Raw genomic sequence first — 14743 nt, 5'->3', positions numbered from 1 at the left:
AACAGAGCGCGGCGAATGGCAAGCATCCACAGGCAGCCGCTAACCACGCGCGCGCTTTGCAACGAACGAACTCAGGTCAAGGGAGAAGCCACATGTCCAATTCCAAAGATGCCGTCCGCAAGGTGCTTGACCAGGTCAAGGCGGACAACCGCACCAGCCTGACGGCGCCGGAAGGCAAGCTGGTCTGCGACGCCTACGGCATTCCGGTGCCGAAGGAGGGCGTGGCGAAGTCGGCGGGCGAAGCCGGGAAGATGGCGGCCGCGATGGGCTTCCCCGTCGTGATGAAGATCGTCTCGCCGGACATTCTCCACAAGACCGAAGCCGGCGGCGTTATCGTCGGCCTCAAGACGGCCGAGGAAGCCGAGAAGGCCTACGAGACCATTCTCGGGAACGCGAAGAAATACAAGGCCGATGCCAAGATCGAGGGCGTCCAGGTGCAGCAGATGCTGGCCGGCGGCACCGAGGTCATCGTCGGTTCGATCACCGACGGTTCGTTCGGCAAGCTGGTGGCGTTCGGGCTCGGTGGGGTGCTGGTCGAAGTCTTGAAAGATATCACGTTCCGCCTCGCGCCTGCCACAAAGGACGACGCGCTCTCGATGCTCGACGGCATCCAGGCGCACGAGATCCTGAAGGGTGTGCGCGGCAGCGAGCCGGTGAACCGCAACGCTCTCGCCGACGTCATCGTCAAGGTCTCGCAGCTCGTCACCGATTTCCCTGAGATCGTCGAGCTCGACCTCAACCCTGTGTTCGCGACCCCGAAGGGCGCAACTGCCGCGGACGTGCGCATCGTCGTCGATTTCGCTTACAAGCCGAAGCCGAAACCGCGTCCGACCGAAGAGATCGTCGCGGCGATGAACCGCATCATGCAGCCGAAGGCGGTCGCCGTGGTCGGCGCCTCCGCCGAGGACGGCAAGATCGGCAACTCCGTGATGAAGAACCTCATCAACGGCGGCTACAAGGGCGAGATCTATCCGATCCATCCCAAGGCCGCCGAGATCCTCGGCTACAAGGCGTACAAGAGCGTCAAGGACGTGCCGGGCGTGATCGACGTCGCGGTGTTCGCGATCCCCGCGAAGTTTGTGGCGGCAGCTCTCACCGAATGCGGCGAGAAGAAGATTCCGGGCGCGGTGCTGATTCCCTCGGGCTTTGCCGAAGCCGGCGCGCCGGAGCTGCAGGCAGAGATCGTGGAGGTCGGCAAAAAGTACGACATCCGCTTGATGGGGCCGAACATCTACGGCTTCTACTACACCCCGGCCAATCTCTGCGCGACCTTCTGCACGGCCTATGACGTCAAGGGCCACGCGGCGCTGTCGTCGCAGTCGGGCGGCATCGGCATGGCCATCATCGGCTTCTCGCGCTCGGCCAAGATGGGCGTCTCGGCGATCGTCGGCCTCGGCAACAAGTCCGATATCGACGAGGACGATCTGCTCGCCTTCTTCGAGCAGGACCCGAACACTAATCTGATCGCGCAGCACTGCGAAGACCTCAAGGACGGCCGCGCCTTCGCGGAAGCCGCCAAGCGCGTCTCCAAGAAGAAGCCGGTCGTCGTGCTCAAGGCCGGCCGTACCTCGGCCGGTGCGAAAGCGGCGTCCTCGCACACCGGCGCGCTCGCCGGCAATGACCGCATCTATGAGGACGTGTTCAAGCAGTCCGGTGTGATCCGTGCGCGCTCCTTGCGTCAGCTGCTCGAATTCGCTCGCGGCGTGCCGGTGCTGCCGACGCCGAAGGGCGAGAACGTGCTGATCATCACCGGCGCCGGTGGCTCGGGCGTGCTGCTGTCGGACTCCTGCGTCGACAACGGTCTGTCGCTGATGTCGATGCCGCCGGATCTCGATGCGGCCTTCCGCAAGTTCATCCCGCCGTTTGGCGCGGCCGGAAATCCTGTGGATATCACCGGCGGCGAGCCGCCGATCACCTATGTCAACACGGTGAAGCTCGGCCTGTCGGATGAGCGTATCCACGCGCTGATCCTCGGCTACTGGCACACCATCGTCACCCCGCCGATGGTGTTCGCCCGCAACATGGTCGAGGTGAAGAAGGAGATGGAGGCCGAGGGCTTTGTGAAGCCGATGGTCGCCTCGCTCGCCGGCGACGTCGAGGTCGAGGAAGCCGCCGAATATCTCTACCAGCACGGCATCCCGGCCTACGCCTATTCGACCGAGCTGCCGGTCGAGGTCCTCGGCGCCAAGTACAAGTGGGCGCGCGGGGCAGGGCTGCTCTAACGCTGGTTTCGCCTCTCCCCGCCTGCGGGGAGAGGCCGGAATTTGCGCAGCAAATTCCGGGTGAGGGGGACTCTCCGCGAGTCCATCTCTCACCGTCTTTGCGGAGATGGCCCCTCACCCCGACCCTCTCCCCGTAAGAACGGGGAGAGGGAGAAGAGGCGGCGCGCGTCTTGTCTGATTGGCAAATGCAGGTCGCGATGAGCAAGAACGTGATCCGGCGCAAATCGCTCGAACCCAGATCGCCGGCGGAGGCTGATCAAGAGGGCCGCGACGGTGGCGTGCAGTCCGTCGACCGCGCGCTGTCGATCATCGAGACGCTGGCCGAGGACGACGAAGGTTATCGCCTCAGCGATCTCGCGATCCGTACCGGCCTGTCGGCTTCCACCGTGCACCGACTGCTCGCAACGCTCGAAAGTCGCCGCTTCGTGCAGTTCGACCGTGGCGAATCGAAATGGCATGTCGGCGTGCGCAGCTTCACAGTTGGCGCCAGCTTTGCCCGGAGGCGTAATTTCTCCGCGCAGGCGATCCCCTACTTGCGCAAGCTGCGCGATCTCACCCGCGAGACCGCCAATCTCGCCGTTGTCGACGATGAGTTCATCATCGTGCTGACCCGCATGGAGAGCCGTGAGATCATGCGCTCGCTGACCAAGGTCGGCGGCCGCGTCCCCATGGTGACCTCCGGCGTCGGCAAAGCGGTGCTCGCAACCTATTCGGACGAGGACGTCGGCGCCGTGATCCGCCATCACGGCATGCCGCGGCTGACCGAGAAGTCGATCGTGCGGCCGAGTGACCTGTTCAAGGAGCTCGAAAAAATCCGCAAGCAGGGCTTTGCGGTCGACGATGAGGAGGCGCAGATCGGCCTGCGCTGCGTAGCCGCGGTGGTATATAACGCTTTGGCCGAACCGCTTGCCGCGATTTCCGTATCCGGCATGACCAGCCGCGTCACTGACGAACGGTTGCCGGAGATTGGCCACATCGTCCGGGATGTCGCTGCCGAATTGACGGCCGCGCTTGGCGGGGTGATCCCGGCGCCCCGCTAGCCAAAAACCCTGGGGGGATCTCACTGGACAGCATCGGCCGTTTTGGTTGATATGCGACCAAACGACACAATGCGGCGAACGTCCGCAAGAGCCTGGAGATGCCCCCATGTTTCGATTTCCCGTGCGCCTTGTCGGCGCAGCCGTCGCGCTGACCCTGGCGGCAGCCAATCCGGCCTTTGCCCAGCAGCTCGAGCTCAAGCTGATGGCGCCGGCGGCGCCGGGCGGGGGATGGGACCAGACGGCGCGCTCGATGCAGCAGGCGCTGGTGGCCTCCGGCGTCGCCCGCAGCGTACAGGTCACCAACGTTCCCGGTGCAGGCGGCAGCGTCGGCATCGCGCAGTTCGTCAACGGCGCCAAGGGCGACGGCAACCAGATGATGGTCAACGGCTTCGTCATGGTGGGCGCGCTCGCCATGAACAAATCGCCGGTGACGCTCGAGCAGGTCACGCCGATCGCGCGTCTCACCGAGGAAATCCAGGTGATCGTGGTGCCCGCGAATTCGCCGATCAAGACGGCGCAGGACCTTGCCACCGCGGTGAAGGCGGATATCGCCAAGGTGACCTTCGCCGGCGGCTCGGCCGGTGGCGTCGACCACGTGATGGCCGCGCTGTTCGCCGGCGCCGTCGGCGCCGACGCCAAGAAGATCAATTACATCCCGTTCTCCGGTGGCGGCGAGTCGCTCGCCGCGATCCTCGGCGGCAAGGTCACCGCAGGCATTTCGGGGCTCAGCGAGTATGAGGGGCAGATCAAGTCCGGCAAGCTGCGCGCGATCGGCGTGACCTCGGAGAAGCGCATCGCAGGCAGCGACATCCCGACCTTCAAGGAGCAGGGCATCGACCTCGTGATCGCCAACTGGCGCTCGGTGGTCGCGCCTCCCGGCATCACGTCGGAGCAGCGCAAGACCTTGAGCGATGCGGTCGAGAAGATGGTGAAGTCGGACGCCTGGAAGGAAATCCTCAAACAGAAGGGCTGGGAGGATGCCTATCTCGGCGGCGACGCCTTCGCCGACTTCCTGAAGACGGAAACGGCCCGCGTCACCGACGTGCTGAAATCGGTCGGTCTCGTCAAGTCATGACGTCACATGATTCTGCCCAGCCGCGGCGTGTCGATCGCGCCGGCATCGTCATCGCTGCATTGCTGGCGGCGCTCGCCGTCGTGCTGGTCTGGGACGCGCGCGGCCTGCAATCCGCCGCGATGTACGGCATGGGACCGGAGGCGATGCCGGTCGTGGTCGCGAGCGGGCTCGCCTTGCTCGCGATCGGCAATTTCATCGATGCGCTGCGCGGCAATCTGCCGCCGCGTGAGAGCACCGATCCCGTGCCAGTCTTTCTGATCCTCGTCGGCCTCGCGCTGCTGATTGCGATCATCGGCTTCGGCGGCGGCTTCATCCTGGCGACCTCGGCGCTGTTCGTGACAACGTCGGCTGCCTTCGGGCGCCGCGCCATCCTCATCGACGCCATCATCGCTCTCGTGATGTCGACACTCATCTATCTCGCGTTCGACCGATTGTTGACGCTGAGCCTGCCTGCGGGCCCGCTGGAGCGATTGCTGTAATGGATACCTTTGCCGCGCTGGCGCATGGCATGGCGGTCGCCGTCCAGCCGATGAACCTGCTTTACGCGCTGATCGGCGTGTTCCTTGGCACGGCTGTGGGCGTGCTGCCCGGCATCGGCCCGGCCCTGACGGTCGCGCTGCTGCTGCCGGTGACGTACAAGCTCGATCCCGGCGGCTCGCTGATCATGTTCGCCGGGATCTATTATGGCGGCATGTATGGCGGGTCGACCACCGCGATCCTCATCAACACGCCCGGCGAAAGCGCCTCGATGGCGACCGCGCTCGAGGGCAACAAGATGGCCAAGGCCGGCCGCGGCGGGCCGGCGCTTGCGATCTCCGCGATCGGCTCCTTCGTCGCCGGCACCATCGCCACCATTGGTCTCGCGTTCCTCGCGCCATGGCTGGTCGATTTCGCCGTAGGCTTCGGCCCCGAGGATTATTTTGCGCTGATGTGCGTCGCTTTCGTCACGGTGTCGGCGACCTTCGGCGATTCCCCGGTGCGCGGCCTGACCAGCCTGTTCATCGGCCTTACGCTCGGCCTCGTCGGCATCGACAAGCTGACCGGGCAGGCGCGACTTGCGTTCGGCGTCCCTGAATTGCTCGATGGCGTCGAAGTGACGACGCTCGCCGTCGGCCTGTTCGCGGTGGGCGAGGCGCTCTACGTCGCATCGCGCCGCCACCACACCGAGGAGAAACTCGAGCCGGTCCGCGGCTCGCTCTGGATGACGAAGGAAGACTGGAAGCGCTCGTGGAAGCCGTGGTTGCGCGGCACCATGTTCGGCTTCCCGATCGGTGCACTGCCCGCCGGCGGCGCTGAGATCCCGACCTTTTTGTCCTATTCGACCGAGAAGCGGCTGACCAAACATCCCGAAGAATTTGGCAAGGGCGCGATCGAAGGGGTCGCCGGACCAGAGGCCGCCAACAACGCTTCGGCCGCCGGCACGCTGGTGCCGCTGTTGACGCTGGGACTGCCGACCTCGGCGACCGCAGCGATGATGCTGGCGGGCTTCCAGCAATACGGCCTCAACCCAGGCCCGCTGCTGTTCGCCGAGCGGCCTGACCTCGTCTGGGGCCTGATCGCGAGCTTGTTCATCGCCAACATGATGCTGCTTGTGCTCAACCTGCCGCTGGTCGGCCTGTGGGTGCGGCTGCTCGCCATCCCGCAGCCCTGGCTCTATGCCGGCATCCTCGTGTTCGCGACCATGGGCACCATCGCGGCCAAGCCGTCTGTCGTGGAATTGTCGATGCTGGCCGGTTTCGGTGTGCTCGGCTTCCTGATGCGCCGGTTCGATTTTCCGATCGCGCCGGTCGTCGTCGGCCTGATCCTCGGCCCGATCGCCGAGAGCCAGTTGCGCCGTGCACTCGCGATCAGTCTCGGCGATCCCATGACGCTGCTGCAGAGCCCGATCTCGGCGACGTTACTCGGTGTCGCGCTGATCGCGCTGTTGGCGCCCTTCGTGCTGAAGGGGCTCGGGCGGTTCAAGGCGAACGAGGACTAGGGCGTAGTGTCGGCTCCTGAGGGCCGAGCGGAAATCTTCTGATCGGCCAGAGCATTACCGCTAGTGGACCCATCTCCGACATCGGCGCTGCAAGAATACACGATAATTCCGTCACAATCTTATGGCGAGCCTGTTCTTAGCTTCATCTAACAGTTGGGAGGGATCTTTGGGGCCCAAGACATGGTTGGCTTATTCCCTATTACTTTGTTGTTTGGCATATCCCGCGCGGGGCGCGGGTATCCAGCTGCTTGAGACGCCAACGCTCGCGGGTGCTATTTGGTATCCATGCGCGGCGAAGCCTCAGAGTGTGCCGCTTGGCAGCCTCGCGGTGCCCTTCGATTCTTTTGACGGTGTGAAGGATTGCCCTGTCGCTGGCGCGAAGCTACCTCTGGTGGTCTTCTCCCACGGTCGCAGTGGCTCGTTCGGTCTCCATCATGACACCGCAGAGGCCTTGGCTGATGCAGGCTTTGTCGTTGCAGCCATCAATCACCCGGGTGACAACGGGAACGACAGCTCGCAGAGCGAAACCCTTTCGAATTGGGCTTCCCGGCCGGCCGATATGATTCACCTCATTGATTTCATGCTGAAGGATTGGAAGGACCGAGACGCAATCGACTCGTCCAAAATCGGGTTCTTCGGCTTTTCGAAAGGCGGTTACACTGGGCTGGTGCTCGCAGGTGCCACTCTCGATTTCCAGAGGACGGCGTCTTACTGCAAAAACAGCTCCAGCTTTTGCGAACAGGTACGGAGCGGCGATGTGCCAAAGAACCTGCCGCGAGACACCAGGATCAAGGCTGCCGTCATTGCCGATCCTGCGCTGACCGTGGCATTCACAAAGAGTACGTTGTCACCCATCGACATCCCATTGCAGGTCTGGCGATCTGAATCCGGAGCCAAAGACCGGGGGCGTTGATCCAGAGGGCGTCGCACGTGTGCTAAATGCTTTGCCGGGCCAACCCGAACTTCATATCGTGCCGGCTGGCCACTTCGCGTTTCTCCCGCCCTGCGCTACGGACCTCGCCGCCAACCTGCCGCGCTTCTGCACCGATGCGGAGGGCTTCGATAGGGCAGCCTTTCACCGCGACTTCGATGCAGCGGTCGTACGGTTCTTTAGGGAGCAACTGTGAGCGAGAACTTGCGAAGGCCCGGGGCGGCATCTTTACGAGGACCGCCTTCTGCCCCATCAGCGAAGTGGCGGGCCATCCAATTGAAGTCCGCTGAGCGAGGTATTCCGGACTAGCTTTGCTCGGATTGAGTTCTTCGCGCTTTGACCCTGGCTGTGTGAAAACGCGAAGGATCGAAACGCGACTAGAATTTCATTCTTCAGTTTGTCGTCTAAGTTGAGAGCGCTTGCGAACTTGCGCGCTAGAGCGGTCTTGGATGAATAACTTCTTCCATCGTGTTCAAGCGTCTTGGCGTTTTCATACAACCAAGACCGTAGCCGACATCACCCCTCCGGCACCCCGGCCATCAGCATGCCATCGCGGATACGGTTGCTTCCGGCACGAAATGTTGGATCGTTGCTTAGTATGAGCCCTCGCGTCCGGCGTATGGTGAAGGCCGGATCTAGCGCAAGTCCCGCGCGCACAGCGGCCCGCGCCTCATCCAGCGCCCCCACGAGCGCCAGGGCGGCAGCGAGCTGAAAATGTACGATGGGGTAATTCCGATTAGCTTCAAGGGACCGGCGCAGCCAATCGACCGCCTCGGCGTCGGCGCCGAGGATCAATTTGGTGACGCCAAGGCAGTGCATCCACCGGTACGCACTGCTGTCGCGGGGAGAAAGCCGGAACGCTTGCTGGAAGTGAGGTTCGCTTTCCGCGCCTCGACCAATAAAGACCTTCGCAAATCCGATCATCGCATGGGCAGTGGCGAGATTGCGATCATGCGCCAGCGCCTGCTCAAATTCTCCAATCGCTTGCTCTGCGCGCCTTGTGAACAATTGCACCAAGCCAAATAACCCATGAGCCCGTGCATGACGCGGAGCTATCGACAATATCTTGTTCAACGTCACCTCCGCCGCCGCAAAGCGCGCGTCGCGGTCATCGACCATGAAGGCGGTAGCGGTTGTTAGATCGATGACCGCTTTCCCAACCAGCGCTTCGACGTTCTCCGGATCGAGCGCTAAGGCTCGTTCAAAAAAACAGTGAGCTTGTGCCAAGTTTTCGGGCATACGTCCCTTGTTCAACGAATGGCGCCCTTGGAAACACAAATCCATGGCGTCTGGATGCGTTGAGCGCTCGGCTCGCCGTGCCTCGGCAGCAATGAGTTCGGCATCGAGCGCGTTGGCGAGCCTCGATACGATTTCGTCCTGCATGTCAAAAAGATCCGCAACGGGCTTATCAAATCGCTCGGCCCAAAGGTGGTTGCCGCTTTCGGCATCAATCAACTGCACGTTCACGCGCAGGCGGTTGCCAGCACGCTGTACCGAGCCCTCCAGCACGTAGCGGACATTCAGCTCACGTCCGAGCTTCTTTATGTCAACGGCTTTGCTCTCGAAGGTAAACGCGGTGTTGCGCGCGATCACGAACGCGCCATTGATGCGCGACAAGTCCGTGGTCAGGCTCTCGGTCACCCCATCCACGAAGTACTCTTGCTCGGGGTCGCCGCTGAGGTTGGCGAAAGGCAGCACAACGATGGAAAGACGAGAGGGTGAAAGCGAGCCTAGCCTCGCCCCGTCAGCCTGTGTTGCCGCGCTGGACCCATCCCGAACCACTGCATAGGCCCGCACGGGGCGGTCGATATTCTTGAGGGTCTGCTCGCCCAGATCAGCGAACTCAACGCCAACTTTGCCCAGGACATGATCGTAGGCGGAAGAAGAAATGCAGATACCGCCAGGTTCTGCAATGCCCTCAAGCCGCGCCGCAATATTTACGCCGTCGCCAAAGATGTCATGCGGCTCAACAATTACGTCGCCGATATTGATCCCCACGCGGAACGCAATGCGCCTGTCTTGCACATCGCCGGTACCAATTTCGTTGATGCGGCTCTGGAATTGTACGGCGGCGCGAACCGCTTCGACCGCGCTTGGAAACTCGGCTAAGAACCCGTCGCCGGTATATTTGACAATACGGCCGCCGTGTTCGGCTATTGCCGGGGCCACAGCATCCGTCAGGAGCGCTGTCACTTTGGAATGCGTAGCCTCTTCGTCATTGTGCATCAGCCGTGAGTAGCCAGCCACGTCGGCGGCCAATATGGCCGACAACCTGCGCTCGACCCGGACTGGCCGCTCCTGCACCATGGCCCGCAATCCAACCTGTCGCATATTCTGTACGATCAGACCAGGGGCCAACGGGTTTCGACGATGCCCAATCCTGATGTCGGTTATTGGTCCATCGCTGCCCAGCGGAATGCTCGTTGGGGCGTCGGCTGTCAGGTGTGGAGCGGAAACTGATTGCAGCGGTCTGGACCGCCGATTTTGACCCATTGCCTACATCATTCGTGTCCGACATATTGGCCGCATGCCCACGGATGAGAGATATCTTGAGAGAATTGCTGGTCTTGCACCTCAATTGAAAGAGGTGCTCGCTAAGCTAAAGGCCGAATGGTCGCCCGAAGTGGTGCCTGTAACCCTCGTGGGTACCGCATTAGCAGAGGCTCTTGTCGAGCATTTCAATCGACTACCAAACAGCACAATACACTCAGTCTTTGAACTCTGCGAACGAGCGCTCGAAAATGGCTCTGCTCGAGAACGTGCCGCTTTATCAACCGGCTTTCTTGAGTCCCTACAGCATGCAGATAGCACAAAGGCATTCGATTTCAGGTCGGTGATAGGCTTCCTGGGGCCGAAGTCCAGAGAGCATTGCTCAGCGATGGATAGGTTTTGGAGAGCCACCACGATCGGCTTGTAGAGATCCCCATTAGCGAAATAACGCCCCACCCGACGCAGGTCCGCTCGTTGGGGCCTGGCGGACTAAATTTGCTCATCCTGAGTTCTTCGCATTTTGACCCAAAGCCGTCATTCACGGGAACGCGGACTCATGCCTCCAAGCCATGCTGTGAGCCTCGATCTTTCTCGAACCAAGCCATCCTGATTGAAGTGGTGAACACAAAAGTGCGCCCATGAATCTTCGAACGCCATTTCCATGTCACCCGTGACCGATGTGGTACCTAGCCCGATTTCTGCGTAGGTAAATTCGAAACTGCCACTAGGACGCGCCAGCGCAATGTGGAATGGTTGACCAGTAAACTCGTTGATCATCGGCCCGCCGCTACTCCGCATGACGCCGGGTATTTCTACTCTTGCGGTTCTGAGTTCCAAGTCCGCTTCGAGATTGATCGGCAGGAACAACGTCTCGCAAAATTCTGAGCATGTGGACGCGAATACGGCGAAAAGATTGCTCAACGGTTCGCATGCCTGGCCTGAGATGATCGTTTCAAGCGCGATCCGTTGAGCTTCATCCGCACGCTCGTCGATAACGATCTGGCGCCGGCCTTTTCCATCCTTGATTTCGCCGGGCCACTTGTACAGCGCCGCCCAGTTCAAGCCTGAGAACGGCCTGTCGTTGAAGTGGCCTCCGACGATGGTGCCGACGAAGGCCGACTGACAATAGCCGTGGGTACTCGGCAAGTTGAACTGGCAACCACAATTCATAGCGCAATTGCAGTTATCATAAGTCTCGCTCTTGAATAGCCATTGATCAGCCATCGCGCCGATCCTCCCTTTAGCCTCTGTCATTCGCAATTGCGCTTAGGAGCGCCGATACTTTAGGGATGCCGCCATCCCAAGCAGCGCGAAGATGACGATGGCCAGGTGCTAAATCCCCGTCACCACCATCATCCTGGTCGACATTGTGCTCATGTCCATCAGCGGGATTGCTCTTGCTGGGCGAGGCCGACGAAGGCGAAGAAGGTCGATACCGCAATGATGGTAACGGCGCCCAACAGGATGTGCCTGATATTAGGCATAATTTCCTCCCTCCAGTGGACGTACGACTGATGTAAACGCAGCGTCGGTCGACGGAGTTCCTCCGAACCCGATCTTGGCGGCGGCAGCATTACCGTGCGATTGGAAACACGTCGTAGTAATTGGTGCGAAAACTGGAAGGCCGGCTTGCCGTTGGGCCTGCAAACTTGGCGCACGCAGGTGTTAGGAAACGAGCCGCGTGCCACTGTGCACGGCTCGATTGTCTGCTCTTGGCCCGACGCTGACCTTGGCGTGAGCGACCATGGCGTCCGGTCTGCGGGGTAGACCGGACCAGCCCCAATGCAGGTGCGAAGTCGCCGTTTGACCAACTGAGGCATCGAGCCTGATAAATGTCTAAAGCCAGTTGGGTGCCATTTCTCACTCGCGGCCAATTCTCAAAGTGCTAGGCTTTAAGCACTGGACGAGTTCATGTCTTCGCACATGCAGCGGCGCGAGTTCATCACGCTTCTAGGCGGCACGGTGGCGACGTGGCCGTTGGCCGTGCGTGCGCAGCAACCGGCAGGGCGGGTCTACCGGGTGGGTTTCCTCGGGATCGCTTCCCGTCAGCGAGCGCTCCCTTTCATCGAAGCATTCGAAGATGGCCTGCGAAGGTTGGGCTACCGCGTTGGCGAGAACGTCACCATCGAGTACCGCTTCGCCAACGGCGAGATGGACCGGCTGCCTGCGCTTGCAGCGGACCTGGTCCGGCTCGGCGTGGACGTCATCTTCGCTGCGTTCAATCCGGCCACGGTTGCTACCATGACGGCGACCAGGACCCTCCCGATCATCATGGTCGCCACAATCGAGCCTGTCGGTACCAGGCTGGTCGCCAGTCTGGCGCGTCCCGGAGGTAATGTCACCGGACTAGCCGCCGATGCGGGCGGCGAGATTTTGGGCAAGCGGTTTGAGTTGTTGAAGGAAGTGATACCGAACCTGTCGCGTCTAGGCATCATGTGGAATCCGGACGTTGCGGTCAATCGAAGCCGGCAGGCGGCGATGACGGAGACCGCTCGGACGCTCGGGCTGACCACAATTCCGGTTGAAGTACGTGGAGTGGACACACTTGAGCAGGCGTTCGCGACAATGACGAAGGAGGACGCGCAGGCGTTCGTCGTGCAGGGAGATAGCGTACTGCATGAGTACCGCGGCGAGATTGCAGAAATGGCTGCAAGGAATCGGCTGCCATCCGCAGCGGTCGCGAAAGATTTGGCGGCGGCGGGTTTCCTTCTAAGCTACGGAGCAGATCTTCTCGATCTATATCGTCGCGCCGCGAGCTTTGCTGATAAGATTTTCAAGGGTGCGAATCCTGCCGACCTGCCGGTCGAACAACCAATCAAGTTCGAACTGGTGGTGAACCTCAAGACCGCCAAGGCACTCGGCCTCACGGTGCCGCCGACGCTGCTCGCCCGCGCCGACGAGGTGATTGAATAGAGACGCTGTTTGCTGCGGTGCATGAGTCCGGAGATGGCCCGTCGGCGACCTTCATTGATGTCTGCGGTTTGTGCCATGTTGTGGGACGAGCGGACATCTGGAGCGCCCAAACTAAGCGCATGATTTATAAGGATATGCCTTAGCGGAAATTAGAAGGCGAGGCGCGTCTGCCCAATGCGTAAGCACGGGTGCCGTATTATTTGAATTGCCCCCGAGGCCATCGGCGGCAACCATCGACGGGCTGTCCATTCCCACGCGAGAGCCCCGATGACCAAGCTCAACCGTTTCTCCGTCGCGCCGCTGCACAGCATGACGCGACGTCTCGCCGATGTCGCATCCGCACGCGCCGCGCCGGATCTGGTCGTCACCGGCGCACGGGTGCTCTCGACCTATTCGGAGCGCATCCATCCGGGGCGAGAGGTCTGGATCACGGGCGGCCGCATCGCGGCGGTGAAGCCGTCCGGAACAGCCCGGAAGGCATGGAGCGAGGTCGCGACTTACGACGCCGCCGGCGGCATCATCGCGCCGGGGCTGGTCGATCCGCACATCCATATTGAGTCCTCGATGGTCACGGCCTGCGCCTATGCCGAGGCCGCGCTGCTGAACGGCACCACGACGATCTTCTGCGACAGCCACGAGATCGGCAACGTCATGGATGTCGCCGGCGTCGAGGCGATGCTGGAGGACGCGCGCGAGGCGCCGCTCTCGATTTTCCTGACGGTGCCGAGCACGGTGCCAGCCACGTCGGCCGAGCTGGAAACGGCGGGCGGCGATCTCACGCCGGACAAGATTGCCGGCCTGTTCGATCGCTGGCCCGAAGCGGTGGCACTTGGCGAGAAGATGGATTTCGTGCCTGTCACGATGGGCGACGAGCGCAGCCACGCCATCCTCGCGGCCGCCTTGAAGAGAGGACGTCCGGTGTCCGGTCACGTGTATGGCCGCGAATTCGTCGCGGCTTATGCGGCATCCGGCGTCACCGACACGCATGAGGCGATCGACCGCGACATTGCCGATGATCTGCTCGATGCCGGCGTCTGGGTGTTCTTGCGCGGCGGCCCGCCGACCACGCCCTGGCATTCACTACCGCAAGCGATCCGGACGATCACAGAACTCGGCGCCTCGCACAAGCGCACGGCGGTGTGCACCGACGACCGCGACGCCGACGATCTGCTGCTGTTCGGCCTCGACTGGGTGGTCCGCGAGGCGGTGAAGGCGGGGATGTCGCCGGAGCAGGCGTGGTCGATGGGCTCGCTGCATGGCGCGACGCGCTTCGGTATGGAGGGCGATATCGGCGGCCTCGGCGGCGGCCGCCGCGCCGATCTCGTGTTGATGGACGATCAGCTCAAGCCGCAATGCACCTGGTATGGCGGCGAGCTCGTGGTCGAGCATGGCAAGATCACGCCGCGTCTCGATCAAGCACTGTCGCAGCGCTATCAATATCCGAAAGCGGCTTATGCGACAGTGAAGCTGCCGGAGAAGATGAAGTTGACGCCGGAACTGCCCGCGAAGGCCTGCACCATCAACGCCATCAAGACGGCGTTGCCCGGCATCACCTTGATCCACGAGAAGGTGGCGATCGAACCCGCAAAGGATTGGCCGTCGCTGTTCGCGCGCTACGGCCTCTGCTTCGTCACGGTGGTCGAGCGCCATGGCAAATCGGCGGGCAACGTCGCCTATGGCCTGCTGAAGGATTTCGGCCTGAAGCGCGGCGCGGTTGCCTCCAGTGTCGGGCACGACAGCCACAACATCATCGTCGCCGGCACCAACGAGGGCGACATGCAGGTGGCCATCGCCGCGCTCAAGGAGCGGCAGGGTGGCGTCTGTGTCGTGGCCGACGGCAAGCTGAGGGCGCTCGTGCCGCTGCCGATCGCAGGGCTCCTGTCCGACAAGCGCGTCACGGAAGTTGCCGAGGAAGTCAAGGCGCTGAAGACGGAATGGGCCGAGGCCGGCTGCACCATCCCTTACATGGCTTCAATTTGATTCCCCTATCGGTCATTCCGGAAATTCGCATCACCGACAAGGGCCTCGTGCTGGTGCCGCAAATGGAACTGACCTCGCTGTTCGAGTGAAGCGGCTTTCACGCATATCTCGATC

General features: G+C 61.9%; 9 protein-coding genes and 1 pseudogene. 8 read left to right on the top strand and 2 right to left on the bottom strand.

Annotation, left to right across the window (positions count from 1 at the left end; genetic code table 11):
• Positions 1–92 precede the first annotated feature (92 nt).
• The 6 genes from P6U29_RS27510 to P6U29_RS27485 all read left to right on the top strand — a co-directional run bounded on the left by P6U29_RS27510 (position 93) and on the right by P6U29_RS27485 (position 7228).
• Positions 93–2222: an acetate--CoA ligase family protein gene (locus P6U29_RS27510; protein ID WP_407113273.1), complete on the top strand. Its 2130-nt coding sequence runs from the start codon at positions 93–95 to the stop codon at positions 2220–2222.
• A 197-nt stretch (positions 2223–2419) separates the two neighbouring features.
• Positions 2420–3262 (top strand): IclR family transcriptional regulator, encoded by an 843-nt coding sequence (locus tag P6U29_RS27505; RefSeq protein WP_407119432.1) that lies wholly within the window; start codon positions 2420–2422, stop codon positions 3260–3262.
• Positions 3263–3368: 106 nt separating this feature from the next.
• Positions 3369–4337 (top strand): Bug family tripartite tricarboxylate transporter substrate binding protein, encoded by a 969-nt coding sequence (locus P6U29_RS27500; protein ID WP_407113272.1) that lies wholly within the window; start codon positions 3369–3371, stop codon positions 4335–4337.
• The gene (locus P6U29_RS27495; protein ID WP_407113271.1) at positions 4334–4816 is read left to right on the top strand and encodes a tripartite tricarboxylate transporter TctB family protein; all 483 of its coding nucleotides are present in this window, start codon (positions 4334–4336) and stop codon (positions 4814–4816) included. The genes P6U29_RS27500 and P6U29_RS27495 overlap by 4 nt, the downstream gene beginning before the upstream one ends.
• Positions 4816–6315, top strand: a complete 1500-nt coding sequence (locus P6U29_RS27490; RefSeq protein ID WP_407113269.1) for a tripartite tricarboxylate transporter permease — start codon at positions 4816–4818, stop codon at positions 6313–6315. Before P6U29_RS27495 ends, P6U29_RS27490 begins: the two co-directional genes overlap by 1 nt.
• Before the next feature lie 166 nt (positions 6316–6481).
• Complete coding sequence (locus P6U29_RS27485) at positions 6482–7228, top strand: alpha/beta hydrolase family protein (RefSeq protein WP_407113267.1); 747 nt, start codon at positions 6482–6484, stop codon at positions 7226–7228.
• A gap of 534 nt (positions 7229–7762) precedes the next feature.
• On the opposite strand, the gene P6U29_RS27480 is transcribed toward P6U29_RS27485, so the two are convergent.
• A complete protein-coding gene (locus P6U29_RS27480; RefSeq protein ID WP_407113265.1) occupies positions 7763–9553 on the bottom strand; it encodes an adenylate/guanylate cyclase domain-containing protein in 1791 nt (596 codons plus the stop codon).
• 717 nt (positions 9554–10270) lie between these two features.
• Entirely contained in the window at positions 10271–10960 is a 690-nt protein-coding gene (locus tag P6U29_RS27475) for a DUF1326 domain-containing protein (protein WP_407113263.1), read from the bottom strand.
• Between the two features lie 687 nt (positions 10961–11647).
• Between P6U29_RS27475 and P6U29_RS27470 the strand changes: the two genes are divergently transcribed.
• Positions 11648–12649 carry an ABC transporter substrate-binding protein gene (locus P6U29_RS27470; RefSeq protein ID WP_407113262.1) on the top strand — a complete coding sequence of 334 codons (1002 nt, stop codon included), beginning with the start codon at positions 11648–11650 and terminating at the stop codon, positions 12647–12649.
• A 267-nt stretch (positions 12650–12916) separates the two neighbouring features.
• A pseudogene (locus P6U29_RS27465) lies at positions 12917–14718 on the top strand (adenine deaminase C-terminal domain-containing protein).
• Positions 14719–14743: the final 25 nt, after the last annotated feature.

Source organism: Bradyrhizobium sp. LMG 9283 (genome assembly GCF_045571415.1).
Taxonomy (GTDB): Bacteria; Pseudomonadota; Alphaproteobacteria; order Rhizobiales; family Xanthobacteraceae; genus Bradyrhizobium.
The sequence above is the reverse complement of the archived record's forward strand: the minus strand, read 5'-3'. Positions and strand labels throughout refer to the sequence as shown.